Origin of the sequence: Serratia sp. 2C06 (assembly GCF_050037615.1) — a bacterium.
In the GTDB taxonomy this organism is placed as follows: Bacteria; Pseudomonadota; Gammaproteobacteria; order Enterobacterales; family Enterobacteriaceae; genus Serratia; species Serratia ureilytica.
In genome coordinates this window covers 5056095-5082775 of the sequence record NZ_CP188299.1, presented here as the reverse complement: position 1 = coordinate 5082775, position 26681 = coordinate 5056095, and the positions used below count along the sequence as shown (strand labels likewise).

The 26681-nt window shown below is 62.7% G+C and carries 21 protein-coding genes; 17 read left to right on the top strand and 4 right to left on the bottom strand.

The features are described 5' to 3' along the window. Positions 1 to 43 precede the first annotated feature (43 nt). Both ACP3TA_RS24755 and ACP3TA_RS24750 read right to left on the bottom strand, forming a co-directional pair. Positions 44 to 304 (bottom strand): YfhL family 4Fe-4S dicluster ferredoxin, encoded by a 261-nt coding sequence (locus ACP3TA_RS24755; protein WP_033632309.1) that lies wholly within the window; start codon positions 302 to 304, stop codon positions 44 to 46. Positions 305 to 357: 53 nt separating this feature from the next. Next, entirely contained in the window at positions 358 to 1206 is an 849-nt protein-coding gene (locus ACP3TA_RS24750) for a MurR/RpiR family transcriptional regulator (RefSeq protein WP_033644119.1), read from the bottom strand. 167 nt (positions 1207 to 1373) lie between these two features. Here ACP3TA_RS24750 and murQ point away from each other — a divergent pair, with 167 nt between their 5' ends. The 3 genes from murQ to yfhb are packed head-to-tail and all read left to right on the top strand — an operon-like array spanning position 1374 to position 4307. After that, entirely contained in the window at positions 1374 to 2267 is an 894-nt protein-coding gene (gene murQ, locus ACP3TA_RS24745) for an N-acetylmuramic acid 6-phosphate etherase (protein ID WP_033644118.1), read from the top strand. Positions 2268 to 2285: 18 nt separating this feature from the next. Continuing rightward, on the top strand, positions 2286 to 3647 hold the full coding sequence (locus ACP3TA_RS24740) for a PTS transporter subunit EIIC (protein WP_033644117.1): 1362 nt from the start codon (positions 2286 to 2288) through the stop codon (positions 3645 to 3647). Between the two features lie 3 nt (positions 3648 to 3650). After that, the gene (gene yfhb / locus ACP3TA_RS24735) at positions 3651 to 4307 is read left to right on the top strand and encodes a phosphatidylglycerophosphatase C (RefSeq protein ID WP_089195089.1); all 657 of its coding nucleotides are present in this window, start codon (positions 3651 to 3653) and stop codon (positions 4305 to 4307) included. 45 nt (positions 4308 to 4352) lie between these two features. Here yfhb and ACP3TA_RS24730 read toward each other — a convergent pair whose 3' ends face one another. Further along, complete coding sequence (locus ACP3TA_RS24730) at positions 4353 to 5405, bottom strand: DUF2157 domain-containing protein (RefSeq protein WP_426784471.1); 1053 nt, start codon at positions 5403 to 5405, stop codon at positions 4353 to 4355. 117 nt (positions 5406 to 5522) lie between these two features. Here ACP3TA_RS24730 and tadA point away from each other — a divergent pair, with 117 nt between their 5' ends. Then, positions 5523 to 6029, top strand: coding sequence for a tRNA adenosine(34) deaminase TadA (tadA, locus tag ACP3TA_RS24725; RefSeq protein ID WP_033644114.1), 507 nt, complete (start codon positions 5523 to 5525; stop codon positions 6027 to 6029). Here the strand turns inward: tadA and mltF are convergent, their stop codons facing one another. After that, positions 6030 to 7490, bottom strand: a complete 1461-nt coding sequence (gene mltF, locus ACP3TA_RS24720; RefSeq protein WP_033644113.1) for a membrane-bound lytic murein transglycosylase MltF — start codon at positions 7488 to 7490, stop codon at positions 6030 to 6032. Between the two features lie 275 nt (positions 7491 to 7765). Here mltF and purL point away from each other — a divergent pair, with 275 nt between their 5' ends. From purL to patD, 13 genes are all read left to right on the top strand, one after another. Next, positions 7766 to 11659, top strand: a complete 3894-nt coding sequence (purL, locus tag ACP3TA_RS24715) for a phosphoribosylformylglycinamidine synthase (protein WP_426784649.1) — start codon at positions 7766 to 7768, stop codon at positions 11657 to 11659. An 887-nt stretch (positions 11660 to 12546) separates the two neighbouring features. Next, the gene (locus ACP3TA_RS24710) at positions 12547 to 13983 is read left to right on the top strand and encodes a sensor histidine kinase (protein WP_044030659.1); all 1437 of its coding nucleotides are present in this window, start codon (positions 12547 to 12549) and stop codon (positions 13981 to 13983) included. A 3-nt stretch (positions 13984 to 13986) separates the two neighbouring features. Continuing rightward, positions 13987 to 14859, top strand: coding sequence for a two-component system QseEF-associated lipoprotein QseG (qseG, locus tag ACP3TA_RS24705; protein ID WP_052133764.1), 873 nt, complete (start codon positions 13987 to 13989; stop codon positions 14857 to 14859). Then, on the top strand, positions 14856 to 16196 hold the full coding sequence (glrR, locus tag ACP3TA_RS24700; RefSeq protein ID WP_046687667.1) for a two-component system response regulator GlrR: 1341 nt from the start codon (positions 14856 to 14858) through the stop codon (positions 16194 to 16196). Before qseG ends, glrR begins: the two co-directional genes overlap by 4 nt. A gap of 130 nt (positions 16197 to 16326) precedes the next feature. Further along, positions 16327 to 17949 (top strand): NAD+ synthase, encoded by a 1623-nt coding sequence (locus ACP3TA_RS24695; RefSeq protein ID WP_033644110.1) that lies wholly within the window; start codon positions 16327 to 16329, stop codon positions 17947 to 17949. Positions 17950 to 17961: 12 nt separating this feature from the next. Next, positions 17962 to 18300 (top strand): nitrogen regulatory protein P-II, encoded by a 339-nt coding sequence (gene glnB / locus ACP3TA_RS24690; protein WP_004847623.1) that lies wholly within the window; start codon positions 17962 to 17964, stop codon positions 18298 to 18300. A gap of 331 nt (positions 18301 to 18631) precedes the next feature. Beyond that, positions 18632 to 19555 carry a LysR substrate-binding domain-containing protein gene (locus tag ACP3TA_RS24685; protein ID WP_046687665.1) on the top strand — a complete coding sequence of 308 codons (924 nt, stop codon included), beginning with the start codon at positions 18632 to 18634 and terminating at the stop codon, positions 19553 to 19555. Positions 19556 to 19670: 115 nt separating this feature from the next. Then, complete coding sequence (locus tag ACP3TA_RS24680) at positions 19671 to 21134, top strand: gamma-aminobutyraldehyde dehydrogenase (RefSeq protein WP_043138131.1); 1464 nt, start codon at positions 19671 to 19673, stop codon at positions 21132 to 21134. Between the two features lie 73 nt (positions 21135 to 21207). After that, on the top strand, positions 21208 to 22362 hold the full coding sequence (ydcS, locus tag ACP3TA_RS24675; protein ID WP_033644107.1) for a putative ABC transporter substrate-binding protein YdcS: 1155 nt from the start codon (positions 21208 to 21210) through the stop codon (positions 22360 to 22362). 53 nt (positions 22363 to 22415) lie between these two features. Further along, entirely contained in the window at positions 22416 to 23444 is a 1029-nt protein-coding gene (locus ACP3TA_RS24670) for an ABC transporter ATP-binding protein (RefSeq protein ID WP_033651579.1), read from the top strand. Between the two features lies 1 nt (position 23445). Continuing rightward, positions 23446 to 24390 (top strand): ABC transporter permease, encoded by a 945-nt coding sequence (locus ACP3TA_RS24665; RefSeq protein ID WP_016929775.1) that lies wholly within the window; start codon positions 23446 to 23448, stop codon positions 24388 to 24390. Next, positions 24380 to 25186 (top strand): ABC transporter permease, encoded by an 807-nt coding sequence (locus ACP3TA_RS24660; RefSeq protein ID WP_016929774.1) that lies wholly within the window; start codon positions 24380 to 24382, stop codon positions 25184 to 25186. Before ACP3TA_RS24665 ends, ACP3TA_RS24660 begins: the two co-directional genes overlap by 11 nt. 35 nt (positions 25187 to 25221) lie before the next feature. Then, positions 25222 to 26646: an aminobutyraldehyde dehydrogenase gene (patD, locus tag ACP3TA_RS24655; RefSeq protein ID WP_046687663.1), complete on the top strand. Its 1425-nt coding sequence runs from the start codon at positions 25222 to 25224 to the stop codon at positions 26644 to 26646. Positions 26647 to 26681: the final 35 nt, after the last annotated feature.

Below are 26681 nucleotides of genomic sequence, written 5' to 3'. Positions count from 1 at the left end.
TAGAAAGGGCGCCCTGCGGCGCCCTTGTCAGTCCTGCGGCGGGTTAAATGCGATCGGCGTGGTGCAACACCACGAACTTATCCCACAGCTGCTCATTAGTCTCGCGATGCTGCGGATCGGTAATGATGGTGTTGTCGATGGGGCAGACCTGCTGACAGGTTGGCGTATCGTAATGGCCAACGCACTCGGTGCAGCGGTCGGTATCGATTTGGTAGATCTCATCGCCCATCGAAATCGCCTGGTTTGGGCATTCCGGCTCGCACATGTCGCAGTTGATGCATTTGCGTGTGATTAGCAGGGCCATGACGTATCTCTCATTATTAACAGGGGTATTTTTCGCAGCGGCGATTATACCGGTTAAACCAACTTTTTCATCAATTGTTCGCTGTGCCTGATACGGTCGCGGGCATGATCGAGGTCGTGCTGGATCAGCGCCATAAACAGCAGGTCGGTGAGAGCGTACTGGGCGGTGCTGGAAGAGATGGCCGCGCTGCGGGTGCGGGGCTCTTCGGCGATGGTATAGAGGCAGTGATCGGCGCGTTGCTGCAGGCCGTTGGGCGAGAAGCTGGTCAGCGCCAGCACCCTGGCGCCGGCCTGGCGCGCTTCTTCCGCCGCCAGATTGATTTCACGCCGCTCGCCGCTGAAGGAGATCGCCACCAGCAGATCGCGTTTGTCCAGCGCCTGCACCGCCGCCAGTTGAACGTGCATATCCGCTTCGGCCACCGCCATCACCCCGATTTTCAGCAGCTTGAAGGAAAAATCCTTGGCCACCAGCCCGGAGGCGCCGATGCCGATCAGCATCACCCGGCGCGCCTGGCGCAGCATGTCCAGCGCCTGATGCAGCCGTTCTTCGCTGTTGATGTCCAGCGTCGCGCGCAGCGCCGCCTGCTTTTCCGCCAACAGCTTTTCACCGACGGTTTTCAGCGTGTCGCTGCTGAGAATGTGGTTATGAACGGTCACTACCGGTTCGGCCTGCGGCTGGGCCAGCGTCTCGCTCAGCGCCAGCTTCAGCGCCGGGAAACCTTTATAGCCCAGCTTTTGGGCGAACTTCACCACGCTCGACTGGCTGACGCCGGCCAGCTGGGCCAGCTTTTGCGAGCTGAGATGGCGCGCCTGTTCGGCGTTGTTCAGCAAAAAATCCGCCAGCTTGCGGTCGTTTTGCGCCAGTGTCGGATACATCTGGCGAATGCGCAGAAGGGTACTCATTGATCTTTCCCTGGAAACCAGCGGCCATTTTGCCACGCAGGCAGCGAAAACGCGCGGTGAAAATTTTTGTGAGCTCGTCGTTAAAATAGCAAATAGCGCTCGCTTTGTTGAATAAAATATTCAAATATTGATTTAATTTTGTGAATTAAAAATTCAAAGGTGAACAGATGAACTTAGGCGCACTGGTATCGGAAACCCGCAACCCGGCCACCATGGGGCTGGATGAGATGTCGACGCTGGACATGGTCCGCTGCTTTAACCAGGAAGATCGCAAGGTGCCGGAGGCGATTGAAAAGGTGCTGCCGGCGATCGCGCAGGCGGTCGATTTGGCCGCGGTGGCGCTGAAGGCCGGCGGGCGGCTGATTTATTTGGGCGCCGGCACCAGCGGGCGCCTGGGCGTATTGGATGCCTCCGAGTGCCCGCCGACCTTCGGCGTGCCGCACGGCGTGGTGGTGGGGCTAATCGCCGGCGGGCCGGGCGCGCTGCTCAAAGCGGTGGAAGGGGCGGAAGATGACGCAGCCCTGGGCGAGGCCGACCTCCGGGCGCTGAACCTGACCGCCGTCGATATGGTGGTGGGGTTGGCGGCCTCGGGGCGCACGCCCTACGTGATCGGCGCGCTGCGCTATGCGCGCGGGCTGGGTTGCCCGACGGCGGCCATCTCCTGCAACCCGGATTCGCCGATCGCGCACGAAGCGCAGGTGGCGATCTCGCCGGTGGTGGGGCCGGAGGCGCTGACCGGTTCGACGCGCCTGAAATCCGGCACCGCGCAGAAGCTGGTGCTCAACATGCTGTCGACCGGCGCGATGGTCAAGCTGGGCAAGGTCTATCAGAACCTGATGGTGGACGTGAAGGCCACCAACGTCAAACTGGTGGATCGCGCCTGCCGCATCGTGGTGGAGGCCACCGGCGCCGAACGCGCTCAGGCGGAGGCGGCGCTGGCGCAGACCGGCTTTGAGGTCAAACCGGCGATCCTGATGATTTTAGCCGGCGTCAGCGCCGATGAGGCGCAGCAGCGGCTGCAGCGGCACGACGGCTACCTGCGCGCGGCGTTGGCGCGTTAATTCACGGTGGGGGCGGCGATGGACAAGACAACGGCATTGGCGACACAGATCCTGGCGGGCGTGGGGGGCGAGGGCAATATCCTCAAACTGGAGAACTGCATGACGCGGGTGCGCGTCGAGGTCAGCGACGAACAGCGTCTGGATCTGGCGGCCCTCAAGCAGTTGCCCGGCGTGAAGGGCTATATCAAGCAGGGTGAACAGCATCAGTTTATCGTCGGCCCGGGCGCCGCCGCCAAGGTGGTGGACGCCATGCGCGCTTTGCTGAGCGGCAGCGCGCAGCCCGCCGTTGGTGACGCCGCCCGCACCAAGGCGCAGGCCAAACAGAAATACGCGGCGCCGATGAGCGGCGCGCTGAAAAAGCTGGCCGACGTTTTTATTCCGCTGATCCCGGCGTTTATCGCCTCGGGCCTGATCACTGGCATCATCAACCTGCTGAAACGGCCCGACATCGCCGGACAGTTGGCGTTGGACTACCCGAACGCGCTGGGGCTGCTGGCGATCTTCGGCAGCGCGGTGTTCGCCATCATGAACATTCTGGTTGGGGTGAACGCCGCGCGGGTGTTCGGCGGCTCACAGGCGATGGGCGGCGTGATGGCCGGGATCCTTTCCAGCCCGGCGCTGGCGCAGATCACCCTGTTCGGCGAGGCGCTGCAGCCGGGGCGCGGCGGGGTGATCGCCGTACTGCTGGTGGTGGCGTTGATGTGCTGGGTGGAGAAACGCCTGCGCACGCTGCTGCCGGAGTCGGTCGAACTGATCCTCAATCCGCTGCTGACCACGCTGGTGACCGCCTCGTTGGCGATCCTGATCCTGCAGCCGATCGGCGGCGCCATTTCCGATGCCATCGCCCACGGCGCCAATCTGGCGATCGACAAGGGCGGGCTGCTTGTCGGGGCGCTGCTCTCCGGGCTGTTCCTGCCGCTGGTGCTGTCTGGCTTGCACCAGGGGCTGGTGCCGATCCACGTCGAGCTGGTGCAGGCGCACGGTTCCAACCCGCTGTTGCCGATCCTGGCGATGGCCGGCGTCGGTCAGGTGGGGGCGGCGCTGGCGGTGCTGTTGAAAACCCGTAACGCGCGGCTGAAGAAGGTGATCAAAGGGGCGTTGCCGGTCGGCATTCTCGGCATCGGCGAGCCGCTGATCTTCGGGGTGACGCTGCCGCTGGGCCGGCCGTTTATCGGCGCCTGCCTCGGCGGTGCGGTAGGCGGCGCGCTGATCAGCTACTGGAAAGTGGCGACGGTGATTACCTTTGGCATTTCGGGGCTGCCTTTGGCGTTGACCATCGTCTCAGGTAAGGTGATGTTGTATCTGGCGGGGATGCTGATTACGATTATCGCCGGTTTTCTCTTCACCTGGATGATGGGGTTCAACGATCCCGAGGAGTAGCGTTTGAGCGACAAGCAGCAACCATCGGCCGCAGCAGGGCGCCGCGTGGTCTTTTTCGATCTGGACGGCACTCTGCATCAGGAGGATATGTTCGGCAGTTTCTTGCGTTTCCTGCTGCGCCGTTTACCGCTGAATTTGCTGCTGGTGATACCGCTGTTGCCATTGATTGGTCTGGCGCTGTTGCTGCTGGGGCGCGCCGCGCGCTGGCCGATGAGCCTGTTGTTGTGGGCTATCACCTTCGGGCGTACCGAAGCGACGCTGAAGGCGCTGGAGCGGCAGTTCATCGAGGTTTTCCGCCAGAGGGTGACTGCGTTTCCGGTGGTGCAAATGCGCTTGCGGCAGTATCTGGATGAGCACGATGCCGAGGTGTGGCTGATTACCGGCTCGCCGGAGCAACTGGTGGCGCAGGTGTATCGGGATTCGGCGTTTCTGCCGCGGGTGCGGTTGGTCGGCAGCCGCATCGCGCGCCGCTATGGCGGCTGGGTGCTGACCTTGCGCTGTCTGGGCGTACAAAAAGTGGTGCAGCTGGAGCAACGGCTCGGCGCGCCGCTGAAGCTGTACAGCGGTTACAGCGACAGCAAGCAGGATAACCCGCTGCTGTTTTTTTGCGAGCACCGTTGGCGGGTGAGCAAGCAGGGCGAGCTGCAGCAGCTGGAATAAACAAAGGGCGGAGAATTCCGCCCTTTGCTGTTACCGCTGCCGCGATCAGTCGTCGGTTACGTCGTGCGGTTTGCGTCCGAGCTGCCAAATCTTCTCCGCATAATGCCCCAACGCCCACAGGCTCAGGCCGAGCAGCGCGAAGAAAACCGCCTTCGGCATGCTGTCCCAGAAAAACTCGAACAGACGGGTATACAGGTTAATGCCGAGGAAGGTCAGCCCGAAGCCGCGCAGCATGGCGTCGTCATGCTTCAACCCCAGCCAGATGGCGGCGAGGGCGGCCAGCCCGAACAGCAGGCTCCAGTGGAACAGCTCGATCTGGCGCGCGCGGTACCAGCTGTCGAGATCGCCGTAGTTGCCGAAGATAGACAGCAGCCACAGAGCGATAAACAGGTACAGCAGGCCCATCGCCAGCGACACCCGCTGCAGGCCGCGTTGCGCCAACAGCGGCCGCAACAGCAGCGCGGCGGCGATCAGCACCGCACCAAAGGCGATAAAGCGAATCGGGTAGCTCATGCCGAGCCAGTAGGCGCCCCAGCCGGACAGGTAGCCGGTCTCGGCGCCGAAGGCATTGCCGAGCGACAGCAGGGCGAACCACCATACCAGCCCGGAGCGGCTGAACCAGCCGATGGCGCCGTACAGCAGCGCGGCGACCAGCAGCAGCACGGAAACCCGCCCGCTGCCGTTATCCAGCCAGACGCCCAGTTGCCATAAGGCGCAGGCGGTGAGCAACACGGCGACAAACAGCGCCGCCTCATTGCCGTAGCGTTTTTCCGGGTGGCGTTGACGACGACGCAGCGCCCAGACGTAGGCCAGCGCCGCCAGTACGCCGGCGATCGCCATGCGCACCGGCGCGTCGAAGCGGAACAGTTCGCTCAGCCATTCAAGCAGTGCGCTGCCGGCGAACAGGCTGGTGACGGCGATCAGCAACGAGGCCAGCGCGGCGAGAAACGCATAGCGCGCCAGCCGTCGCCAGTCGAAAGGCTGCACGTCCACATGCAGCAGCAGTTGCTGTTGTTGCTCGGGGGTCAAGGCGCCTTCCCCAACCCAGCCGTCCAGCGCCTTGCGCACCACGACGGCGTTCTTTTTACTGAGTTTCATGTTTCTTGTCCCTGAATCACACGCTGATGTGGCCAGTATAGCCATTGGCGGGCGGCTACGACAAAGGGAGGCTAGTGTGTATAATGCCCGCCGCAAAAGCGCACGAGGAATTATGCGATGACTGAATATAACGATGAGTACTGGATGCGTCAGGCATTGCAGCTGGCCCTGCGCGCGCAGGAAGAGGGCGAGGTGCCGGTGGGTGCGCTGCTGGTGCTGGACAATCAGGTGATCGGCGAGGGCTGGAACCGGCCGATCGGCCGGCACGATCCTACCGCGCACGCCGAGATCATGGCGCTGCGGCAGGGCGGCGCGGTGCTGCAAAACTACCGCTTGTTGAACGCCACGCTGTACGTCACGCTGGAACCCTGCGTGATGTGCGCCGGCGCGATGGTGCACAGCCGCATCCGCCGGTTGGTGTACGGCGCCGCCGACGAGAAAACCGGCGCGGCCGGTTCGCTGGTGGATATTTTGCGCCATCCGGGCATGAATCATCAGGTGGAGATCGTCTCGGGCGTGCTGGCGGACGAATGCGCCGCCACCCTGAGCAATTTCTTCCGCCTGCGCCGCGAACAGAAAAAAGCGCTCAAGCTGGCGCAGCGGGCGGCGGATAAGCCGGAATAATCAGTAGTTGAGCGCCAGTTCCGGCATCACCGTCGGATAGCCTTTTCCCAACGCTTCCTGCTCGGCGGCCGCTTGCGCCGCCTTTCTCTCTTTTTCCTGCAGATAACCCACCAGGCTGACCTGGTAGCGGCGGATGTTTTCTACATAGTTGTAGGCTTCACGCCCGCGCGCATAGCCATAGGTCAGCTGCGGGTAGTAGCGCTTTTGGCTGAGCATCGGCAGGCGCTGTTTGACGTCGACCCAGCTGTCCGGATTGCCTTTTTGCGTTTTGGTCAGCTTGCGTGCGTCCAGCATATGGCCCCAGCCCATGTTGTAGGCCGCCAGCGAGAACCAGATGCGCTCATCTTCCGGCACGCTGTCCGGCACCTTGGCCATCAGCCGCTGCAGGTACAGGGCGCCACCCTGAATGCTCTCTTCCGGATCGAGGCGATCGTTGACCCCCAGGCCGTCGGCGGTGGCGCGGGTCAGCATCATCAGGCCGCGCACGCCGGTGGGGGAGGTGGCCTGCGGATTCCAGTGCGATTCCTGATAGGCGATGGCCGCCAGCAGCTTCCAGTCGATCTCGTTGGCGTGTTTCTCGAACAGCGGGCGGAAGTTGGGCAGCACCGAGTCGATGGCCGACAGGAAGGTTTTGGTGTCCACGTAGTCGAAGCTGCCGACGTGGCCGAGGTATTTCTCTTCCAGCCGCGCCAGGGTGCCGTCGTCCACCATTTGACTGTAGAAATCCAGCATCGCCGCGTACAGGCTGTCGTCGCCGTCGCGTTTGAGGTACCAGGTGACCGGCTCTTCGTCGGTGACGTCGAACGCCACCGCCAGCTGCGGATGGATGCGCTGCAGCAACGCGATGGTCACCGAATCGCCGAGGGTATAGTCCAGCTTGCCGTCGGCAACCCGCTCCAGCAGCTCTTTGGAGGTGAGATCGCTGGAGGACTCCCAGGCGAGATCCGGGTATTTATCCTGTTTGAGCTGCTTTAGCGTGCTGACGTGCGCGGAACCGGAGGCGACCGCCAGCTTGCCTTTGATGTCGGCGAAGCCTTTTGGCCGCGGGGTGCCCAGCCGGTACACCAGCTGTTGGGAAACGGAGTAGTAGGCGGGGCCGGTGCGCGCGCGGCTGAGGCGCTCCTGGTTGTAGATAAGGCCCGCCGCCAGCAGGTCGGCGTCGTCGTCGTCCAGATCGTCGAACAGGTCATTGATGTTCTGATGGGGGATCACCACCAGTTTTACCCCGAGGTAGTTGGCGAAGCGCTTGGCCAGTTCGTAGTCGAGCCCACCCGGCCCTTGCTTGGTGTTGAAATAGGTCAGCGGTGAGTTCAGCGTGCTGATACGCAACTCGCCGCGGGAAATGATCTCCTGGAGTTGCCCGCCCTGGCCGCTGCGCCAGGTGATATTGGGCCACAGCGCGAGAGCCAGAAGCAGGGTGACAACGCCGATGAGGATGTAGTTTATTTTAAGACGTTTCAAATAGTTATCCAGTGGTGGCACAGGTACGCCGGCGACGACAACCGCGACTTTTCTCATGGTTAAATCACCAGTGCGGGGGGCATTTTGCGCAACAAAACGCCAGTGTGCAACTTTATTGACACGTTATGACAATTCGACGGTGCGGCGCGCTTTTATCAATAATCCCTACGCAAACGGTTTCGTCGGCGGCGAGGATTCTCTATAATGACGCGCGTTTTCCCCTGTTGCGCCCAATGAAGCGTCTTATCCGTCGCTTCGAAGACGAGAGAACTTTGATTATGGAAATTCTGCGTGGTTCGCCCGCTTTATCGGCTTTTCGCATTACCAAACTGCTGTCCCGCTGCCAGGACGCCCACTTGCCCGTCAGTGATATCTACGCCGAGTATGTCCACTTTGCCGATGTTAGCGCACCGCTAAGTGCCGAAGAACACGCCAAACTTCAGCGCTTGCTCAAGTACGGTCCTTCTCTCGCCGAACACGCCCCCGAAGGCCGGCTGCTGCTGGTCACGCCGCGCCCGGGCACCATTTCCCCCTGGTCTTCCAAAGCCACCGACATCGCCCACAACTGCGGTTTGCAACAGGTGCTGCGGCTGGAGCGCGGTCTGGCGTTCTACGTCAAGGCGCCTGAGCTGACGGAAGCCCAGTGGCACCAGCTCGCCGCGCTGCTGCACGATCGCATGATGGAAACCGTCTTCAGCGAGCTGCAACAGGCTGAACAGCTGTTCGCGCACCATCAGCCGGCGCCGTATCAGTCGGTCGACGTGCTGGGCGCAGGGCGCGCCGCGCTGGAGCAGGCCAACGTCCGGCTCGGCCTGGCGCTGGCGCAGGACGAGATCGATTACCTGCTGAATGCCTTTACCGGTTTGGGGCGCAACCCGACGGATATCGAACTCTATATGTTTGCGCAGGCCAACTCTGAGCACTGCCGCCACAAGATTTTCAATGCCGATTGGATCATCGACGGCGAACAGCAGCCCAAGTCGCTGTTCAAAATGATCAAGAACACCTATGAGCAGACGCCGGACTATGTGCTGTCGGCGTATAAAGACAACGCCGCGGTGATGGAAGGCTCGCAGGTCGGCCGCTTCTTCGCCGCGCCGGAGAACGGCACGTACGATTACCATCAGGAAGACGCGCATATCCTGATGAAGGTGGAAACCCACAACCACCCGACGGCGATCTCGCCGTGGCCGGGCGCCGCGACCGGCTCCGGCGGCGAGATCCGCGACGAAGGCGCCACCGGCCGCGGCGCCAAGCCGAAGGCCGGCCTGGTGGGCTTCTCGGTGTCCAACCTGCGCATTCCCGGCTTTGAACAGCCGTGGGAGCAGGACTTCGGCAAACCGGAGCGCATTGTCACCGCGCTGGACATCATGACCGAAGGCCCGCTGGGCGGCGCGGCGTTCAACAACGAATTCGGTCGCCCGGCGCTGCTGGGCTACTTCCGCACCTATGAAGAGCGCGTCAACAGCCATAACGGCGTGGAGCTGCGCGGCTACCACAAACCGATCATGCTGGCGGGCGGTATCGGCAACATCCGCGCCGATCACGTGCAGAAAGGGGAAATCACCGTCGGCGCCAAGCTGGTGGTGCTGGGCGGCCCGGCGATGAATATCGGTCTGGGCGGCGGCGCGGCGTCATCGATGGCGTCCGGCCAGTCCGATGCCGATTTGGACTTCGCGTCGGTGCAGCGCGACAACCCGGAAATGGAACGCCGCTGTCAGGAAGTGATCGACCGCTGCTGGCAGCTGGGCGACCAGAACCCGATCCTGTTTATCCATGACGTCGGCGCCGGCGGCCTGTCCAACGCCATGCCGGAGCTGGTGAGCGACGGCGGCCGCGGCGGCCGTTTCGAACTGCGCGACATCCTCAACGACGAGCCGGGCATGAGCCCGCTGGAAGTATGGTGCAACGAATCGCAGGAACGTTACGTGATGGCGATCGCCCCGGCGCAGATGGCGCAGTTCGACGAGATCTGCCGCCGCGAGCGCGCGCCTTACGCGGTGATCGGCGAAGCGACCGAAGAGCAACATCTGACGTTGAACGATCGTCACTTCGACAATCAGCCGATCGACATGCCGCTGGACGTGCTGCTCGGCAAGACGCCGAAGATGACCCGCGACGTGACCCGTCTGCAGGCGCAGGGCCAGGCGGTACAGCGTGAGAACATCACGCTGGCCGACGCGGTGAAGCGCGTGCTGCATCTGCCGGCCGTCGCGGAGAAAACCTTCCTGATCACCATCGGCGACCGCACCGTCACCGGCATGGTGGCGCGCGACCAAATGGTCGGCCCGTGGCAGATCCCGGTAGCCGACTGCGCGGTCACCACCGCCAGTCTGGACAGCTATTATGGCGAAGCGATGTCGCTCGGCGAACGCGCGCCTGTGGCGCTGCTGGACTTCGCCGCCTCCGGCCGCCTGGCGGTCGGGGAAGCGCTGACCAACCTGGCCGCCACGGAAATCGGCAGCCTGAAGCGCGTGAAGCTGTCCGCCAACTGGATGGCCGCCGCCGGCCACCCGGGTGAAGACGCCGGCCTGTACGAAGCGGTGAAAGCGGTGGGCGAAGAGCTGTGCCCGGCGCTGGGCATCACCATTCCGGTGGGCAAAGACTCCATGTCGATGAAAACCCGCTGGCAGGAAGGCAATGAACAGCGTGAAATGACCTCGCCGCTGTCGCTGGTCATCACCGCCTTCGCCCGCGTGGAAGACGTGCGCCACACCGTGACGCCGCAATTGCGCACCGATAAGGGCGACAGCTCGCTGCTGTTGATCGACCTGGGCAACGGCCATAACGCGCTGGGTGCTACCGCGCTGGCGCAGGTTTATCGCCAACTGGGCGACAAACCGGCCGATGTGCGCGATGTCGCGCAGCTGGCGGGCTTCTTCAACGCCATGCAGCAGCTGGTGGCCGATCGCGCGCTGCTGGCTTATCACGACCGCGCTGACGGCGGCCTGCTGGTGACGCTGGCGGAGATGGCCTTCGCCGGTCACTGCGGCGTAGAGGTTAACCTCGATGGCCTCGGCGACGATGCGCTGGCGGTGCTGTTCAACGAAGAGCTGGGCGCGGTGATCCAGGTGAGCGCCGAACGTCTCGACGACGTGAAGCGGGCGTTCGCGCAGCACGGTCTGACCGACAACGTGCATCACATCGGCAGCGTACAGGCCGGCGATCGTTTCGTCATCAATCAGCACGGCAAAGCGTTGTACAGCGAAAGCCGCAATACCCTGCGCACCTGGTGGGCGGAAACGACCTGGCAGATGCAGCGTCTGCGCGACAACCCGGCGTGCGCCGATCAGGAACATCAGGCCAAGCAGGATGAACAAGACCCCGGTCTGAACGTGAAGCTGACCTTCGCACCCGAGGAAGACATCGCTGCGCCGTACATCGCCAAGGGCGCTCGCCCGAAAGTGGCGGTGCTGCGCGAGCAGGGGGTGAACTCCCACGTTGAAATGGCGGCGGCGTTCCACCGCGCCGGCTTTGACGCCGTGGACGTGCACATGAGCGATCTGCTGGCCGGGCGTCGCGATCTGCAGGACTTCCACACGCTGGTGGCCTGCGGCGGCTTCTCTTACGGCGACGTTCTGGGCGCCGGTGAAGGCTGGGCGAAGTCTATCCTGTTCAACGAGCGGGTGCGCGACGAGTTCGCGGCGTTCTTCCACCGTCCGCAGACGCTGGCGCTGGGCGTGTGCAACGGCTGCCAGATGATGTCCAACCTGCGTGAGCTGATCCCGGGCGCCGAACACTGGCCGCGCTTCGTGCGCAACCTGTCGGATCGCTTCGAGGCGCGCTTCAGCCTGGTGGAAGTGGCGGCCAGCCCGTCGCTGTTCATGCAGGGCATGACCGGCTCGCGCATGCCGATCGCCGTTTCCCATGGCGAAGGGCATGTCGAAGTGCGCGATGCGGCGCATCTGGCGGCGTTGGAAAGCCACGGCTTGGTGGCGCTGCGTTTCGTCAACAACGCCGGTCAGGTCACGGAAGCTTACCCGGCTAACCCGAACGGTTCGCCGAATGGCATCACCGCCGTGACCAGCGCCAACGGGCGCGCAACGGTGATGATGCCGCACCCGGAACGCGTGTTCCGCACCGTCAGCAACTCCTGGCACCCGGAAGAGTGGGGCGAGGATAGCCCGTGGATGCGCATGTTCCGCAACGCCCGTAAGCAACTGGGCTAAAAACGGCCACCACCGTACAGAGGGCGCAAGTAATTGCGCCCTTTTTTATGGCCGGCACTCGGCGATTGGCGGCAGTGTCTGCATTTAGCGACAAGCGCTGGTTTGCTTGTCGCTAAATGGAGACATTTAACCCATTGATTTTATTGTCGGTAAACAGGTTTGACTTTAGTTGTCGGCGTTTGGCGACAGGGTGGTGTTTTTTTCATCGTGCATTGGTGCTGATTGGGCGCATGGATTTACCTTTCTTTATTTATTATCAAATAAAATCATTGTGTTATGATTTTTGTTGCAAAGTTGGCACGTAACGTGCATTATTCTCGGCGGCTGCTCATTCACCTTTTTATGACGGTGCCGAAATTAGACGGCAAATTACCTCATAAGCCTCCGAATGATGCCAAAGAAATGGTGCCTATCGTCCAACCAAACCGATAACAGACCGCGCAAGCGGCTTTATCAAGCATCGGGCGACACGTGGAGTGAGGCACCGCCTGTATCCAACTGTGATGAAGGGTTCATCAATCCTGGATACTTACGGATGCTATTCGTCCTGTTCGATGCCAGCCGCTGCGCTACATCACCCTGGGGACGAGGTTCAAGGGCATCCACACTTTCCTTGCGGCGGGGCAAGCTTATTGCCCCGGCGTCAATTCTCAACGCTGCGCTTACTCCTGTTTCGTTGCCTATGCCCTCGAACGCAGACGCTATTCCCACACTCTCGCTTTCGTACCGGTTTTTGTTACCGGGACCGTATGTCATTGGCAGGCCAACCTTATCGGCGCGGTTCACCGATCCCACGGCTTTTTCCTTGTGCGTTCAGGATTCTCCCTTGTCGGGCTTTTCTCTTTCCGGCGAGTCAGTTAGCATCGTGACAGAGCTGAGAGAATGAGATGATTTCGTTGAAAAAATGGCGTTTATTCCCCCGTTCGCTGCGGCAATTGGTGCTGCTGGCCTTCCTGTTGGTGCTGCTGCCGCTGTTGGTGCTGGCCTATCAGGCCTACCAGAGCCTGGATCACCTGAGCGCGCAGGCGGCGGACATCAACCGCACCACGCTGGTGGACGCTCGGCGCAGCGAGGCGATGACCAGCGTGGCGCTGGAGATGGAGCGCAGCTATCGTCAGTACTGCGTGTTGGTCGATCCTACGCTGCAGAAGCTGTACCAGAACCAGCGCAAACAGTATTCGCAGATGCTGGACGCCCACGCGCCGATTCTGCCGGACGAGCGCTACTACCAAACGCTGCGCCAGTTGCTGACCCAACTGGCGGCGATCAAATGCCATAACAGCGGGCCGGACCAAGAGGCTTCGGCCTTGCTCGAGTCGTTCTCCCGTTCCAACGCCGAAATGGTGCAGGCCACGCGCGCGGTGGTGTTCTCGCGCGGCCAGCAGCTGCAGCAGGCCATTGCCGAGCGGGGCCAGTTCTTCGGCTGGCAGGCGCTGCTGCTGTTCCTGGTCAGCGTGCTGCTGGTGGTGCTGTTCACCCGCATGATCATCGGGCCGGTCAAGGCCGTGGAGCGGATGATCAACCGCCTGGGGGAAGGGCGCGCGTTGGGCAGCACCGCATCATTCAAAGGGCCGCGCGAGCTGCGTTCGCTGGCGCAGCGCATCATCTGGCTGAGCGAACGGCTGGCGTGGCTGGAGTCGCAGCGCCACGAGTTCCTGCGCCATATCTCGCACGAATTGAAAACGCCGCTGGCCAGCATGCGCGAAGGCACCGAACTGCTGGCCGACGAGGTGGCGGGGCCGCTGACTTCCGACCAGAAAGAGGTGGTGACGATCCTCGACAACAGCAGCCGCCACCTGCAGCAGCTGATTGAACAACTGCTGGATTACAACCGCAAACTGGCCGATGGCCCGGCGGAGCACGAGAACGTCGAGCTGCGCGAGATGGTCGATTTGGTGGTCGCCGCGCACAGTTTGCCGGCGCGGGCGAAGATGATTTCCACCGAAATCGCGCTGGAAGCGGAAATCTGCTGGGCAGAGCCTACGCTATTAATGCGCGTGCTGGATAATCTCTACTCCAATGCGGTGCACTACGGCAAGGAATCCGGTAACATTTGGATCCGCAGCCGTCAGGTTGGACAACGGGTGCAAATCGACGTCGCCAATACCGGCACGCCGATCCCCGAGGCTGAAAGAGCCATGATTTTCGAGCCTTTTTTCCAGGGTAGTCACCAGCGAAAAGGGGCGGTAAAAGGAAGCGGACTGGGGTTGAGCATCGCTCAGGACTGTATCCGTCGCATGCGCGGTGAGCTGCAACTGGCGACGGTCGCCGGTGCAGACGTCTGCTTCCGCATTGAACTGCCGTTAACCGCCGAGAATGAATAAATAATGTACACATGGTCTAAACGCCTTCGTCTTTCACAGACCGAACGTTCACCGCGTGCCACGCACAGAGCGCCGCTCGGCAAACGCCCGATCACCTGGCTGGGCGCCGTTTTCTTTATGCCGCTGTTGCTGGCGGGCTGCGTCGATCGCGCCGTCAGCGGCGGATTGAGCGCTCAGCAGCAAGAGGCGATCCCGGATACCAAGGTGATCGATTACCGCACCGCGGCTTGCGATACCCTGTGGCAATTGGACGACAAGGACGCGCTGGATAACGCGCTCTACTGGCTGCGCGCGATGGACTGCGCCGATCGCATCGGCTCGACCCAGGCGCGTGCGCTGGCGAAAACGGTGCCGGGCGACAGCTGGTCCGGCGTTTTCAAACAGAGCATCCTGCTGGGGAGCGCACAGCCGACCTCCGGTGAACGCCGCCAGATGCTCGACAGGATCAACAGTTACCGGATGGAGTTCCCCGGTTCGCTGCGTCCGTTGACGCAGCTGTGGCGCCAGCAGCAGATGCTGCAGATCACGCTGTTCGATGAGAAAGCGCGCTATCAGCATCTGCAGGAGAGCAGCGACAGCCAGATCGATTCGCTGCGCCAGAATCAGGCGCGCCTGCAGTCGCAGCTGCAGGACACCTCGCGCAAGCTGGAAAACCTGACCGATATCGAGCGCCAGCTCTCATCGCGCAAGCAGCTGCAAGGGGAAATCCCGGAAAACGGCGCGGGCCAGCAGAAGGGCGAAGCTGCCGGTAAAAGCGGCGCGGCCGCCAAAGGCGCTGAAACGCAGGACGAACCGGAAAAAGGCACCGCGCTGCCGGTTGAACCGGAAGACACCTATACGCCGCATCCCGCCAATAAGGAGTCCCACGCGCAATGACCGCACGCAAACCGGCCAACCTGTTATTGGTTGACGACGATCCCAGCCTGCTGAAGCTGCTGGGCATGCGCCTGACCAGCGAAGGTTTTCACGTCACCACCGCCGAAAGCGGCCAGGAGGCGCTGCGCCTGTTGGTGCGCGAACAGATCGATCTGGTGATCAGCGATCTGCGCATGGATGAGATGGACGGCATGGCGCTGTTCGCCGAAATCCAAAAGCATCAGCCGGGCATGCCGGTGATCATTCTTACCGCGCACGGTTCGATTCCCGATGCGGTGGCCGCCACCCAGCAGGGAGTGTTCAGCTTCCTCACCAAACCGGTGGATCGCGATGCGCTCTATAAGGCCATCGACGAGGCGCTGTCGCTGTCGGCCTCCCCCGCGGGTGACGACGCCTGGCGCGAAGACATCGTCACCCGCAGCCCGTTGATGCTGCGCCTGCTGGAGCAGGTGAAAATGGTGGCCCAGTCCGACGTCAGCGTGTTGATCAACGGCCAGAGCGGCACCGGCAAAGAGGTGTTGGCGCAGGCGATCCACGCCGCCAGCCCGCGCGCCGGCAAGGCGTTCATCGCCATCAACTGCGGGGCGCTGCCGGAGCAACTGCTGGAGTCCGAACTGTTCGGCCACGCCAAGGGCGCCTTCACCGGCGCGGTCAGCAGCCGCGAGGGGCTGTTCCAGGCGGCGGCGGGCGGCACGCTGTTCCTCGACGAGATAGGCGACATGCCGTTGTCGCTGCAGGTGAAACTGCTGCGCGTGCTGCAGGAGCGCAAGGTGCGGCCGCTGGGCAGCAACCGCGATCTGGACATCGACGTGCGCATTATCTCCGCCACCCACCGCGATCTGCAAAAGGCGATGGCGAAGAACGAGTTCCGCGAGGATCTCTACTATCGTCTCAACGTGGTGAATCTGAAGATCCCGGCGCTCAACGAGCGCGCCGAAGACATTCCGCTGCTGGCCAATCACCTGTTGCGCGAAGCGGCTCAGCGGCACAAGCCGTTCGTGCGCAGCTTCTCGACCGACGCCATGAAGCGGCTGATGACCGCCAGCTGGCCGGGCAACGTGCGTCAGTTGGTCAACGTCATCGAACAGTGCGTGGCGCTGACCTCGGCGCCGGTGATCAGCGAGGCGCTAGTGGAACAGGCGCTGGAAGGGGAAAACACCGCGCTGCCGACTTTCGCCGAAGCGCGCAACCAGTTTGAGTTGCACTATCTGCGCAAACTGCTGCAGATCACCAAGGGCAACGTGACCCAGGCCGCGCGCATGGCGGGCCGCAACCGCACCGAGTTTTACAAATTGCTGTCGCGCCACGAGCTGGACGCCAACGATTTCAAAGAATGACAGATTCCCGCCGGCGCCTGCCACGCAGGTTCTCAACAAATCCGGCGGAATGATTTACACTCCGTTCTCTTTGCCGCGGCGCGCCCCGGCGTAGAGCACCATGGAACGTATTAAGCGGGATCGTACACAAATGAGCAGATCACTTTCCATCGCCCTGGCCCAGCTGAACCTGCTGGTCGGCGACATTGAAGGCAACACCGAACGCATGTTGCAAATCGTGCAGGAGCAGCAGAAGGCGGGAGCCGATCTGGTCATGTTCACCGAACTGGCGCTGTCCGGCTACCCGCCGGAAGACCTGTTGTACCGCAATGATTTCTATCAGCGCTGTGATGCGCAGCTGCTGCGCCTGCAGCAGGCTTCCGCCGAGACGGCGATCCTGGTCGGCCACCCGTGGCGCGAAGGCGACAAGCTGTACAACGCGCTGTCGCTGTTTGCCGAAGGCCGCCTGCTGACCCGCTACTTCAAACAGCAGTTGCCGAACTACGGCGTGTTCGATGAGAAGCGCTATTTCCACGCCGGCAACGACACCTGCGTGGTGGAACTGAAAGGCTACCGTCTGGGACTGCTGATTTGCGAAGATCTGTGGTTCCCGGAGCCGATCGACGCCGCCAAGGCCGCCGGCGCGGAGATTATCCTGTCGATCAACGCCTCGCCGTATAACCGCGAAAAACCGTATATCCGCAAAACGCTGATGGCCGGCCACTGCCAGCGCACCCAGCTGCCGCTGGTGTACCTCAACCAGGTCGGCGGCCAGGATGAGCTGATCTTCGACGGCTGCTCCAAGGTCTTCGACGCCGCCGGCACCATGACCCACCGTCTGGCGGCCTTCGACGAGCAGGTCACTCGCCTGGAATTCAACGAGCTGGACGTGGTGCCGATGGCCGATCCGGCCGCTGAGTTGCCGCAGCTGGCGCAGGTGTATCAGGCGCTGGTGTTGGCGGTGCGCGACTACGTGACCAAGAACGGTTTCAAAGGCGCGGTGCTGGGGCTGTCCGGCGGCATCGACTCGGCGCTGACGCTGGCGATCGCCGTGGATGCGTTAGGTAAAGACAAGGTGCAGGCGCTGATGATGCCGTTCCGCTATACCGCAGATATCAGCATCGCCGACGCCAAGGAAGAGGCGGAAATCCTCGGCGTGGAGTTCGATATCGTCTCCATCGAGCCGATGTTCGATGCCTTTATGGGCCAGCTGTCGCCGATGTTCGCCGGCACCGAGCGCGACACCACCGAAGAGAACCTGCAGGCGCGTTGCCGCGGGGTGGTGCTGATGGCGCTGTCCAACAAACGCCGCAGCATCGTGCTGACCACCGGCAACAAGAGCGAAATGGCGGTGGGTTACGCCACGCTGTACGGCGATATGGCCGGCGGTTTCGACGTGCTGAAGGACGTGCCGAAAACGCTGGTGTTCAAGCTGTCCGAATACCGCAACACCGTCTCCTACGTGATCCCGCAGCGGGTAATCGATCGTCCGCCGTCCGCCGAGCTGGCGCCGGATCAGGTCGATCAGGACAGCCTGCCGCCGTACGATATCCTGGACGCGATCCTCGAAGGCTACGTTGAGCGCGACAAGTCGGTCGCCGATCTGGTGGCCGAAGGCTTCGACGAAGCGATCGTGCGCAAGGTGATCCGCCTGGTGGACATCAACGAATACAAGCGGCGTCAGGCCGCCGTCGGGCCGCGCATCACCGCCCGTAACTTCGGCAAAGACCGCCGTTATCCCATCACATCCGGTTTTGGCCGCAAAAATTGGTAATAAGGAAAGAAGATGAAAAAGATCGACGCGATTATCAAGCCGTTCAAACTGGATGACGTCCGCGAAGCGCTGGCCGAAGTGGGCATCACCGGCATGACGGTCACCGAAGTCAAAGGCTTCGGCCGCCAGAAGGGCCACACCGAGCTGTACCGCGGCGCCGAGTACATGGTCGACTTTCTGCCGAAGGTGAAGATAGAGATCGTGGTTGCCGACGACATCGTCGACACCTGCGTAGAAACCATCATGCAGACGGCGCAGACCGGCAAGATCGGCGACGGCAAGATTTTCGTCTTCGACGTGGCGCGCGTGGTGCGCATCCGTACCGGCGAGCAGGACGAAGAAGCGATCTGATCCTCCGCAGGATCATCGGTCATCAGGGCGCAGCTTGCTGCGCCCTTGCCATTTCTGTCCCCCGCACATCGCACTTCTTCGCCTCATTGTTCCCCCCATTTTTGCCTGTCAGCATTCTAAAAAAGCGAACGCTATCGCGTTTTTGATACTTTTCCCGATCGCTTCTCTCGCGAGATCTACAATCAACGTAACTATTTTGATTAAGGTGATCCCCAATGAATTTCAAGTTGCGGCTAGGCGGCAAGGGCGTGCATCCCCAGGAGCTTACTCAAGTAAGTGACTGGGGTAAGCGAACGCAGACAACAACGCAGCGGCTTGAAAGGCGATGGGGATGATGACGTTACGCCAAATCCGCCACTTCATCGCGGTGGCGGAAACCGGGTCGATCTCCGCCGGCGCCCAGGCGGTGTTTGTCTCCCAGTCTTCGCTGACGCTCGCTATCCAGCAGCTGGAAACCGAGATCGGCGTGCGGCTGTTCGAGCGCCACGCCAAGGGCATGACACTGACCCATCAGGGGCATCAGTTTCTACGCCAGTCGTATCTGATCCTGGCGACGGTGGACAACGCCAAGCGCAGCCTGCAGATCGGCACCGAAAGCCTGACCGGCAAGCTGACCATCGGCGTCACCAGCCTGGTGGCCGGCTACTTCCTGGTGGAACTGCTCACGCGCTTTAAATCGGCCTATCCCAACGTCACCGTGCAGGTGGTTGAAGACGAACGCCCGTACATCGAGCATCTGCTGGTCAGCGGCGAGATCGACATCGGCGTGCTGATCTTGTCGAACATCGAAGACCGCGACGCGCTGCAGACCGAGGTGCTGATGCACTCGCCGTATCGCCTGTGGCTGCCGCCGCTGCACCCGCTGCTGGAGCACGAGAGCATCAGCCTGGCGGACGTGGCTAAACAGCCGCTGATCCAGCTCAACGCCGATGAAATGGACGTGCACGCGCGGCGCATCTGGGCGCGCGCCGGGCTGAAGCCGGAGATCGCCATGAAGACCGCCTCGACCGAGGCGGTGCGCAGCCTGGTGGCGGCGGGGATGGGGGTGTCTATCCAGCCGGACATGGCGTACCGCGCCTGGTCGCTGGAAGGCAATATGATCGAGGCGCGCAAGCTGGACGATCTGCTGGAGCCGCTGGATATCGGGTTGGCGTGGCGGCGCGGCAGCGCGCGGCCGGAACTGGTGACGCCGTTCATCACCATCGCGCGCGAGAACGGCAGCAAACACGCCGCCGGGCTTAAGCATTCGATTTAATCGAACGCGTCGTTCAGTATTTAGAATTTGTTGCCCGCCAGAGGCTCGCTTAGGCTGATTAAAACTAACTTATTCACATTTGGTTAACGTTTTTGTCACTTAGGGGCGTCAGGCGATGGCAGATGTGCAAGTTCTCTCAGGTTTGTCCTGTCAGCAGTTCATTAACGGTCAGCTTATCGACGGCGAAGGCCAGCAGGAATGCATCGTCAATCCGGCCAACGGCGAGACGCTGATCGCCCTGACCGAAGCCTCTTCGGCGCAGGTCGGCAGCGCGGTAAAAGCCGCGCAGCAGGCGTTCAGCCACTGGTCGCGCACCACGCCGGCCCAGCGCGCCACGCTGCTGTTGCGCATCGCTGACGCCATCGAGCGGCAGGCGCCGCAGCTGGCGCAGCTGGAAGCCCTCAACTGCGGCAAGCCGCTGCATCAGGCGCTCAATGACGATCTGCCGGCGGCGGTCGACGTGTTCCGCTTCTTCGCCGGCGCGGTGCGTACGCAACAAGGGCAACTGGCCGGTGAGTATGTGCCGGGCCACACCTCGATGATCCGCCGCGATCCGATCGGCGTAGTCGCCTCGATCGCCCCCTGGAACTATCCGCTGATGATGGCGGCGTGGAAGATTGCGCCGGCGCTGGCGGCGGGCAATACCGTGGTATTCAAACCGTCCGAGCACACGCCGCTGACTATTCTGGCGCTGGTGCCGGCGCTGCAGGAGATCCTGCCGCCGGGCGTGCTGAACATCGTCTACGGCGGCGGTGAAGGGGTCGGCAGCCAGCTGGTGGGGCACCCGCAGGTGCGGCTGGTGTCGGTCACCGGCGATATCGTCACCGGGCAAAAAATTCTTCAGGCGGCGGCCAAAAGCGTCAAGCGCACCCATCTGGAGCTGGGGGGCAAGGCGCCGGTGATCGTCTGCGACGACGCCGATCTTGACGAAGTGGTCAACGGCATTCGCACCTATGGCTATTACAACGCCGGACAGGACTGCACCGCCGCCTGCCGCATCTACGCGCAGGCCGGCATCTATCCCAAACTGGTGGACGCGCTGGGCGAGGCGGTCGCCAGCCTGCGCTTCGCCCGCAAGCGCGATCAGGACAACGAGATCGGCCCGTTGATAAGCAGCCGCCAGCGCGATCGCGTCGCCAGCTTTGTCGAGCGGGCGCTCAGCCAACCGCATATCGAATTGATCACCGGCGCCGCGGCGCACTCCGGGCCGGGATTCTACTATCAGCCGACCCTGCTGGCGGGCTGCCTGCAAAGCGACGAGATCGTGCAGCGCGAGGTGTTTGGCCCGGTGGTCAGCGTCACGCGCTTCGAGCATCTGGCGCAGGCGGTCGAGTGGGCCAACGACTCGGAATACGGGCTGGCTTCGTCGGTGTGGACGCAAAATATCGATCGGGCGCTGCACATCGCCGCCCATCTGCAGTACGGCAGCACCTGGATCAACACCCATTTCACCTTGGCGAGCGAAATGCCGCACGGCGGCCTGAAACGCTCCGGCTACGGCAAGGATCTGTCCAGCGATTCGCTGCAGGATTACAGCGTTGTCAGGCACGTAATGGCGAAGTTCAAAGCCAGCTTCTAGCGGTTCTATAAAGCAAAATCGGGCGGCAGCCGTTCCCTGCCGCACACAGATACGCAACACAGGGGTAATTACGATGAGAAAAACTACCGCAGTCACCACCACCGTCTCCGCGCTCTGTCTCACCGTGCTGTGCGGCCTGGCTCAGGCGGCCGATCTGCCGCAGTCGCTGGGCAAAGGCGAAGGCCGGCTGGACATCATTGCCTGGCCCGGCTACATCGAACGCGGCCAGTCCGACAAAAACTACGACTGGGTCACCCAGTTTGAGAAGCAAACCGGCTGTGCGGTGAACGTGAAGACCGCCGCCACCTCCGATGAAATGGTCAGCCTGATGGCCAAGGGCGGCTACGATCTGGTGACCGCCTCCGGCGACGCCTCGCTGCGCCTAATCTTCGGCAAGCGGGTGCAGCCGATCAACACCGCGCTGATCCCGAACTGGAAGAACATCGATCCGCGCCTGCTGAACGGCGCCTGGTATACCGTGGACGGCAAAACTTACGGCACGCCGTACCAGTGGGGGCCGAACCTGCTGATGTACAACACCAAAACCTTCCCGACGCCGCCGGACAGCTGGGCGGTGATCTTCCAGCAGCAGAACCTGCCGGACGGCAAGAGCAACCAGGGGCGGGTGCAGGCTTACGACGGCCCGATCTACATCGCCGACGCGGCGCTGTTCCTGAAGGCCACCCAGCCGCAGCTCGGCATCAGCGATCCTTACCAGCTCAACGAAGAGCAGTATCAGGCGGCGCTGAAGCTGCTGCGCAGCCAGCACGCGCTGATCCACCGCTACTGGCACGATACCTCGGTGCAGATGAGCGACTTTAAAAACGAAGGCGTGGTGGCTTCCAGCGCCTGGCCGTATCAGGCCAACGCCCTGAAGGGCGAGGGGCAGCCGATCGCCACCGTGTTCCCGAAAGAGGGCGTGACCGGCTGGGCGGACACCACCATGCTGCATACCGATGCCAAGCACCCGAGCTGCGCCTACCAGTGGATGAACTGGTCGCTGGAGCCGAAGGTGCAGGGCGACGTGGCGGCCTGGTTCGGGTCGGTGCCGGCTTCACCGGCGGGCTGCAAGGCCAGCGCGCTGTTGGGTGAGAAGGGCTGCGAAACCAACGGCTTCAACCAGTTCGACAAAATCGCCTTCTGGAAAACGCCGCAGGCGCAGGGCGGCAAGTTCGTGCCGTACAGCCGCTGGACCCAGGATTACATCGCCATCATGGGCGGCCGCTAAGCCGCGGGGCGCAGCCCGCTGCGCCCGAACTACATCAGTATGGAGCACAGAAAATGACCATTGCCGTGCAATTCATCGATGTTTCGCGGACTTTCGGCGATGTTCGCGCCGTGGATCGGGTATCCATCGACATTCAGGACGGGGAATTTTTCTCCATGCTCGGGCCATCCGGCTCGGGCAAAACCACCTGCCTGCGCCTGATCGCTGGCTTTGAACAGCTCACTTCCGGCTCGATTCGCATTCACGGTCAGGAAGCTGCCAACCTGCCGCCGTATCAGCGCGACGTGAACACCGTGTTTCAGGATTACGCGCTGTTCCCGCACATGTCGGTGCTGGAAAACGTCGCCTACGGCCTGATGGTGAAGGGCGTCGCCAAACGCGAGCGGCTGGCGCGGGCGCAAGAGGCGCTGGAGAGCGTGGCGCTCGGTTTCGTTGCCGAACGCAAACCGGCGCACCTGTCGGGCGGCCAGCGTCAGCGCGTGGCGTTGGCGCGCGCGCTGGTCAATCGGCCACGGGTGCTGCTGCTGGACGAGCCGCTCGGCGCGCTGGATCTCAAGCTGCGCGAGCAGATGCAGGGTGAGCTGAAGAAGCTGCAGCGTCAGCTGGGCATCACCTTTATCTTCGTCACCCACGATCAAAGCGAAGCGCTGTCGATGTCCGATCGGGTGGCGGTGTTCAATAACGGCCGCATCGAACAGGTGGATACGCCGCGCGAACTTTACATGCGGCCGAAGACGCCGTTCGTCGCCGAGTTCGTCGGCACCTCCAACGTGGTGCGCAGCGAGCTGGCGCAGCGCCTGCTCGGCGAAAGCCGAACCTTCTCGATCCGGCCGGAACATATCCGCCTGCTGGAGCACGGCGGCGCGGCGCAGGACGAGATCCAGGTGCAGGGCACGCTGCAGGAAATCCATTACCAGGGCGCGGCCACGCGGTATGAAATCGCGCTGAACGGCGGCGAAAAGCTGCTGGTCAGCCAGGCCAATCCGCAGTGGATCGCCGAAGGGCAACAGCGGCAGATCGGCCAGCCGATCGTCGCCTGCTGGCCGCGCGCGGCGATGGTGCCGCTGCTGGAGGAGAGGTGAGATGGACATGAGCATCGATTCCCCCCCGGCGCGCGGCGGTACCGTGCGCGCGCTGTCGACCTGGCTCTATCGCCGGCCGACGCTGTATCTGCTGTTACTGCTGGTGCCGCCGCTGCTGTGGTTCGGCGCGGTGTACCTCGGTTCGCTGCTGACGCTGCTGTGGCAAGGATTTTACACCTTCGACGATTTCACCATGGCGGTGACGCCGGATCTGACCTTCGCCAACCTGGCGGCGCTGTTCAACCCGGCCAACTACGACATTATCCTGCGCACGCTGACCATGGCGGTGCTGGTGTCGCTGGCCAGCGCGGCGCTGGCGTTCCCCATCGCCTATTACATGGCGCGTTACACCAGCGGCCGCGTCAAGGCGTTCTTTTACATCGCCGTGATGATGCCGATGTGGGCCAGCTATATCGTCAAAGCCTATGCTTGGACTTTGCTGCTGGCGAAAGATGGCGTGGCGCAGTGGTTCCTGCAGCACCTGGGGCTGGAGCCGCTGTTGGCGTCGCTGCTGACGGTGCCCGGGGTCGGTGGCAACACGCTGTCGACCTCGGGGCTGGGGCGTTTTCTGGTGTTCGTCTATATCTGGCTGCCGTTCATGATCCTGCCGATCCAGGCGGCGCTGGAGCGCCTGCCGCCCTCGCTGCTGCACGCTTCGGCGGATCTGGGCGCCCGGCCGGCGCAGACCTTCCGCCACGTCATTTTGCCGCTGGCGGTGCCGGGCATCGCCGCCGGATCGATCTTCACTTTCTCGCTGACGCTGGGCGACTTTATCGTGCCGCAGCTGGTGGGGCCGCCGGGTTATTTCATCGGCAGCATGGTGTACGCCCAGCAGGGCGCGATCGGCAATATGCCGATGGCCGCGGCCTTTACGCTGGTGCCGATCGTCCTGATCGCCATCTATCTTTCCATCGTCAAACGTCTGGGGGCTTTCGATGCACTCTGAACGCGCGCCCTTAGGGCTGAAGCTGGCCGCCTGGGGCGGACTTGTCTTCCTGCATTTCCCGTTGGCGATCATCGCCATCTACGCCTTCAACACCGAGGACGCGGCCTTCAGCTTCCCGCCGAAGGGCTTCACGCTGCACTGGTTCAACGTCGCCGCCGGGCGGCAGGACATTATCGATGCGGTGCTGCTGTCGGCGCAGATCGCCTGTCTGGCGACCGCCATCGCGCTGGTGCTCGGCACCCTGGCGGCGGCGGCGCTGTATCGGCGCGATTTCTTCGGCAAGGACAGCATTTCGCTGCTGTTGCTGCTGCCGATTGCGCTGCCGGGGATCGTCACCGGCTTGGCGCTGCTGGCGGCGTTCAAGGCGCTGAACATCGAGCCCGGCATCCTGACCATCGTCGTCGGCCATGCGACGTTCTGCGTGGTGATCGTGTTCAACAACGTCATCGCCCGGTTCCGCCGCACCTCGTACAGCCTGATCGAAGCGTCGATGGATCTCGGCGCCGACGGCTGGCAAACCTTCCGTTACGTGATCTTGCCGAACCTCGGCTCGGCGCTGCTGGCCGGGGGCATGCTGGCGTTCGCGCTGTCGTTCGACGAAATCATCGTGACCACCTTTACCGCCGGCCACGAGCGCACGCTGCCGCTGTGGCTGCTGAACCAGCTCGGCCGCCCGCGCGACGTGCCAATCACCAACGTGGTGGCGCTGTCGGTGATGCTGTTGACCATGCTGCCGATCCTCGGCGCTTACTACCTGACCAAAGGTGGAGAAAGCGTCGCCGGCAGCGGCAAATAATTTCCTTACCCGACCTCTGACAAAAGGATAACCCTATGCAAAGCCAACTGTTGATTGACGGCCAACTGGTGAATGGCCAGGGCGCGACCCAGCCGGTGTATAACCCGGCGACCGGCGAAGTGATCGCGCAGGTGGCGGAGGCCAGCCCGGAGCAGGTCGATCGCGCGGTGCTGGCGGCGGACGCCGCGTTCGCCGCCTGGGGGCAAACCACGCCGAAGGAGCGCGCCGAGCATCTGCTCAAGCTGGCGGATCTGATCGACGAGCATGCCGAGACCTTCGCCAGGCTGGAGTCGCTCAACTGCGGCAAGCCTTATCACTGCGTATTGAATGACGAACTGCCGGCGGTGGCCGACGTGTTTCGCTTCTTCGCCGGGGCCAGCCGCTGCCTGACCGGCATGGCCGCCGGCGAGTATCTGGCCGGGCACACTTCGATGATCCGCCGCGATCCGCTCGGCGTGGTGGCCTCGATCGCGCCGTGGAACTACCCGCTGATGATGGCGGCCTGGAAACTGGCGCCGGCGTTGGCGGCGGGCAACTGCGTGGTGATCAAGCCTTCTGAGCAGACGCCGCTGACCACCTTCAAACTGGCCGAACTGGCCGCCGGGCTGTTCCCGCCGGGCGTGCTCAACGTGCTGTTCGGGCGCGGCGCCGGCGTGGGCGATCGGCTGACCGGGCATGACAAGGTGCGCATGGTGTCGCTGACCGGGTCGATCGCCACCGGCGAGCACATCATCGCCCACACCGCCGCCGGCATTAAGCGCACCCATATGGAGCTGGGCGGCAAGGCGCCGGTGCTGGTGTTCGACGATGCCGATCTGCAGCAGGTGGTCGACGGCATTCGCGGTTTCGGCTTCTACAACGCCGGGCAGGATTGCACCGCCGCGTGCCGCATCTACGCGCAGAAAAGCATTTATCCCGAGCTGGTCAAGCGGCTGGGCGAGGCGGTGGCCAGCCTGAAGATCGGCGCGCCGGACGACGAGACCACCGAGCTGGGGCCGTTGATTACCGCCCAGCATCTGGAGCGGGTGGCCGGTTTTGTCGAGCGAGCCAAAGCGTTGCCGCACGTACAGGTGGTGACCGGCGGCGAGAAGGTGAAAGGGCCGGGCTACTACTTCCAGCCGACGCTGTTGGCCGGCGCGCGCCAGGACGATGAGATCGTGCAGCGCGAAGTGTTTGGCCCGGTGGTGACGGTGACGCCGTTCGACGACGAAGAGCAGGTGCTGGCCTGGGCGAACGAATCCAATTACGGGCTGGCGTCGTCCGTGTGGACCCGCGACGTGGGCCGCGCGCATCGCTTAAGCGCCCGCCTGCAATACGGCTGCACCTGGGTGAACACCCACTTCATGCTGGTGAGCGAAATGCCGCACGGCGGCCAGAAGTTGTCCGGCTACGGCAAGGATATGTCGATGTACGGGTTGGAGGATTACACGGCCATTCGTCATGTGATGTTCAAACATTGATTTTACAGTAATTATCCGCACAATAGCGCGGCCTT

Bases quoted from the DNA above. Each gene is read 5' to 3' on its own strand.
- ACP3TA_RS24755 (WP_033632309.1), bottom strand. From the start codon at position 304: ATGGCCCTGCTAATCACACGCAAATGCATCAACTGCGACATGTGCGAG.
- ACP3TA_RS24750 (WP_033644119.1), bottom strand. From the start codon at position 1,206: ATGAGTACCCTTCTGCGCATTCGCCAGATGTATCCGACACTGGCGCAA.
- murQ (WP_033644118.1), top strand. From the start codon at position 1,374: ATGAACTTAGGCGCACTGGTATCGGAAACCCGCAACCCGGCCACCATG.
- ACP3TA_RS24740 (WP_033644117.1), top strand. From the start codon at position 2,286: ATGGACAAGACAACGGCATTGGCGACACAGATCCTGGCGGGCGTGGGG.
- ACP3TA_RS24730 (WP_426784471.1), bottom strand. From the start codon at position 5,405: ATGAAACTCAGTAAAAAGAACGCCGTCGTGGTGCGCAAGGCGCTGGAC.
- tadA (WP_033644114.1), top strand. From the start codon at position 5,523: ATGACTGAATATAACGATGAGTACTGGATGCGTCAGGCATTGCAGCTG.
- ACP3TA_RS24710 (WP_044030659.1), top strand. From the start codon at position 12,547: ATGATTTCGTTGAAAAAATGGCGTTTATTCCCCCGTTCGCTGCGGCAA.
- qseG (WP_052133764.1), top strand. From the start codon at position 13,987: ATGTACACATGGTCTAAACGCCTTCGTCTTTCACAGACCGAACGTTCA.
- glrR (WP_046687667.1), top strand. From the start codon at position 14,856: ATGACCGCACGCAAACCGGCCAACCTGTTATTGGTTGACGACGATCCC.
- ACP3TA_RS24695 (WP_033644110.1), top strand. From the start codon at position 16,327: ATGAGCAGATCACTTTCCATCGCCCTGGCCCAGCTGAACCTGCTGGTC.
- glnB (WP_004847623.1), top strand. From the start codon at position 17,962: ATGAAAAAGATCGACGCGATTATCAAGCCGTTCAAACTGGATGACGTC.
- ACP3TA_RS24685 (WP_046687665.1), top strand. From the start codon at position 18,632: ATGATGACGTTACGCCAAATCCGCCACTTCATCGCGGTGGCGGAAACC.
- ACP3TA_RS24680 (WP_043138131.1), top strand. From the start codon at position 19,671: ATGGCAGATGTGCAAGTTCTCTCAGGTTTGTCCTGTCAGCAGTTCATT.
- ydcS (WP_033644107.1), top strand. From the start codon at position 21,208: ATGAGAAAAACTACCGCAGTCACCACCACCGTCTCCGCGCTCTGTCTC.
- ACP3TA_RS24670 (WP_033651579.1), top strand. From the start codon at position 22,416: ATGACCATTGCCGTGCAATTCATCGATGTTTCGCGGACTTTCGGCGAT.
- ACP3TA_RS24665 (WP_016929775.1), top strand. From the start codon at position 23,446: ATGGACATGAGCATCGATTCCCCCCCGGCGCGCGGCGGTACCGTGCGC.
- ACP3TA_RS24660 (WP_016929774.1), top strand. From the start codon at position 24,380: ATGCACTCTGAACGCGCGCCCTTAGGGCTGAAGCTGGCCGCCTGGGGC.
- patD (WP_046687663.1), top strand. From the start codon at position 25,222: ATGCAAAGCCAACTGTTGATTGACGGCCAACTGGTGAATGGCCAGGGC.